Here is a 3,656-nt window from a genome sequence, read left to right as displayed (position 1 = left end):
GGCCCGGCCAGGCTGTTCAGCACGACATCCACACCACGGCCACCCGTGGCCTCCCGAACAACGCGCTCGAAGTCCAGATCACGCGAAGAAGCCCGATGCGCTTGATCAATACCCATGGCTTCGAGAGTCGTGTGCTTGCCAGGCGAAGCCGTCGCGTAGATCTCCGCACCCAGATGGCGGGCGATCTGCACCGCCGCCATCCCCACACCACCCGTCGCGGCGTGGATCAGCACGGACTGGCCCGGCCGGAGTGCGGCGAGGTCCGTGAGGCCGTACCAGGCGGTGAGGAAGGCCACCGGTACGGCGGCGGCCTGCTGGAAACTCCATGCGTCCGGTACGGGGGCCACGAGCCGTGCGTCCGTGACCGTCAGGGGGCCGAAGGACTGGTCGAAGACGCCCATGACCCGGTCTCCCACCGCCACGTCGGTGACTCCGGGACCGATGTCCACCACCACACCGGCGCCTTCGCCGCCCAGTCCGGTCTGCCCCGGGACCATACCCAGGCTCACCACGACATCCCGGAAGTTGATACCGGCGGCGCGGACGGCGATCCGCACCTGGCCCTCGCCCAGCCGCTCCAGCACCTCGGGGCAGGGCACCGGCGCCACGTTGTCGAGGGTGGCCGTGCCGACGGTGTCCAACCGCCATGCCGCGGGCTGCTCCACCGGGCCCACGAGGCCCGCGCCACCGGCCCCGGCCCGGACGAGGCGAGGCACCAGGACCCGCCCGCCACCCATGGCGAGCTGTGGTTCGTCCCGCTCCACGGCGTGGATGACGGCGGTCCGTACGGTGTCGGCGCCGGCCTCGCCGTCGAGGTCGAGCAGGAGGAAACGGCCGGGGTTCTCCGACTGGGCGCTGCGTACCAGGCCCCACACGGCGGCGGCAGCCACCCGCACACCGTCCTCGGCCGGGCCGTCAGCCGTGACCGCGCCGTGTGTCACGACCGCCAACCGGGCTTCGGACAGCCGTGGTTCGGCCAGCCAGCCCTGGAGCAGGGCCAGGGTCCGTTCCGCGCCGGCCAGGCCCTCGGCTGCCATGTCGTGGCTGTCGCCGACGCCGGTGGACGGTACGTCGGCGAGGACCAGCGACGGGATCGGCTCCCCGCGATCGAGCGCGTCGATCAACGCCGGGAGGTCCGCGAAGTGGTGCGCGTCCGGCACGGCAAGGTGCGGGGAATCGGTGCCCAGCACCGCCCAGTGGCCGTCGCCGCCCGCCGGGTCCGTGGTGTCCACGGTGAGGGGCAGGGAGGTCCAGTCGAGGGTGAACAGGCTGTCCGTACGGCGGGTGTCCGCCGCCCGCAACTGGTCCGCGCTCGCCGGGCGCATCGCCACCGAATCCACGGTCAGCACCGGCGCACCGACCGCATCGGCCACGGTGACGCGCAGTGCTCGTTCGCCGTCCGCGCTCTGCTCGTGGGGGGACAGCCGGACCCGGACCGTGGTCGCCTCGGCCGCCCACAGCGTCACACCGTTCCATGCGAACGGCAGCCACATCTGGCCGGAGGTGGCCTCGGTGTCCGTGCTGGTGGTGAGCTGGTCGATCAGGAGGGCCGGGTGCAGGGCGGCGTCGAGGAGTGCCGGGTGGATGCCGAAGCCGCCGTGTTCGCCCGCGGCTTCCGGCAGCACCACTTCGGCCAGCACGTCCGCGCCGTCCTGCCACACCGCCCGCAGCCCCTGGAACGACGGCCCATACGCATACCCGGCGGCCGCGACACGTTCGTAGAATCCCTCGGTCGCAAGCGGCTCCGCACCCGCGGGGGGCCATGGGCCGCTCAGTCCGGCCGCCTCGTCGTCGGTGCGGTCGGCGGGCGGGCTCAGTACGCCCTCCGCGTGACACATCCAGACCGCGCCGGGGTCGGCATCGCCGTCGGGACGGGAGTACACCTGCACATCGCGGCGCCCGTCGTCCCCGGGCGCGCCGACGACCACTTGAAGCCGCACCCCACCGGACGGGGGCAGCACCAGCGGGATCTGGAGCGCCAGCTCCTCCACGCCACCGGCGCCGACCTCGTCAGCGGCCCGCAGTACCCACTCGGCCAGGGCCGCGCCAGGCACCAGCACCGCGTCCGCCACCACATGCTCACCGAGCCATGCGTGCTGACGCGCCGAGAGTCGGCTCGTCAGCACATGGCCGTTGCCATCCGCAAGCTCCACCGCGGCGGCCAGCAGGGGGTGGTCGGCGGAGGTCAGGCCGAGGTCGGCGGGGTCGCCCGCACGACCGCTGGGGCCGTCGAGCCAGTACCGTTCACGTTGGAAGGCGTAAGTGGGCAGCTCCACGGCCCGGGGTGGGGGCGCAGCGTCGTACAGAGTCGTCCAGTCGACGTCGACTCCGGCGATGAACGCCTGGGCGAGCGACCGGAGCAGCTGAGCCCGGTCTCCGTGGTCGCGGCGCAGCGTGGGGACCGTGATGGCCTCGACACCCGCGCACTCGAAGGTTTCCTGCATGCCGAGGGTCAGCACGGGGTGGGTGCTGGTTTCGATGAACACCCGGTGCCCGTCGGCCAATGCCGCCTGGAGCGCGTCGGCGAACCGTACGCGCTCGCGGAGATTCGCCACCCAGTACGCGGTGTCCAGCTGTGCCGTATCGGCCTGTCCGCCGGTCACCGTCGAGTAGAACGTGCTGCCCATTCCCCGGGTGTCGTTCGGCTGGATACCGTCCAGTTCACGGAACAGCTCGTCGTGGATCTCATCGATCTGGGGGCCGTGCGAGGCGTAGTCCACTTCGATGAGGCGTGCGCGATCGCCGTTCTGCTGGCATGCGGCCACTGCGTCGGCCACCTGCTGTGGTGGGCCCGAAATGACCGTGGAGGAGGGCCCGTTGACCGCCGCCACGCCCACTCCGGCGGCTTGTTCGCCGAGCCCGACCAGCAGCTGTTCGGCCTGCTCCTGGCCTACGCCGAGCGACGCCATCGCTCCGCCACCGGCCAGCTGGCGCAACGCCCGGCTGCGCAGCGCCACCACCTTCGCGCCGTCCTCCAGCGACAGCGCCCCGGCCACGACCGCCGCCGCGATCTCCCCCTGACTGTGACCCACGACAGCCGCGGGCTTCACGCCATGCCCGGCCCACACCGCGGCCAGGGACACCATGGCCGCCCACAGCACGGGCTGCACCACATCGACCCGGCCCAGATCGCCCGCGCCCTCGGTGCCGCGCAGAACGTCGGTGAGCGACCAGTCCACGTAAGGCGACAGCGCCTGTTCGCACTCCGCCACCCGCGCCGCGAACACTGGCGACGCATCGAGCAGCGCGGCTCCCATTCCGGCCCACTGGGCGCCCTGACCGGGGAACACCAGCACCGGGCCCATCTCGCCCGCGGGTGCGGAGGCACTCGCGAGTACCGCATCCGGGTGGGACTCCCCCGCCGCCAGCGCCTCGACCGCCGCCACCAACTCCGCCCGGTCGCTCCCCAGCGCCACCGCCCGATGCTCGAACACCGACCGCGTGCTGATCAGCGACCAGCTCACCTCCACCAGCGACACGCCATCCTCAGCGCAGACATGACCGGCCAGCGCCGCGGCCTGCCCGTGCAGCGCCTCCGCGCTTCGCGCCGACAGCACCCAGGGCACGACGCCTTCATACACGGGCACCGGCTCGGCTTCGGGGGTGTCCGGGGCCTGCTCCAAGATGAGGTGAGAGTTGGTGCCCGAGGCGCCGAA

At 72.5% G+C, this 3,656-nt stretch carries 1 protein-coding gene; it reads right to left on the bottom strand.

Going from position 1 to position 3,656, the window contains the following annotated elements:
- The coding region (locus ACH4TL_RS45725; RefSeq protein WP_398332101.1) for an acyltransferase domain-containing protein at positions 1 to 3,656 on the bottom strand (3,656 nt) is incomplete at both ends.

Origin of the sequence: Streptomyces sp. NPDC021115 (assembly GCF_044333065.1) — a bacterium.
Taxonomy (GTDB): domain Bacteria; phylum Actinomycetota; class Actinomycetes; order Streptomycetales; family Streptomycetaceae; genus Streptomyces.
The sequence above is the reverse complement of the archived record's forward strand: the minus strand, read 5'-3'. Positions and strand labels throughout refer to the sequence as shown.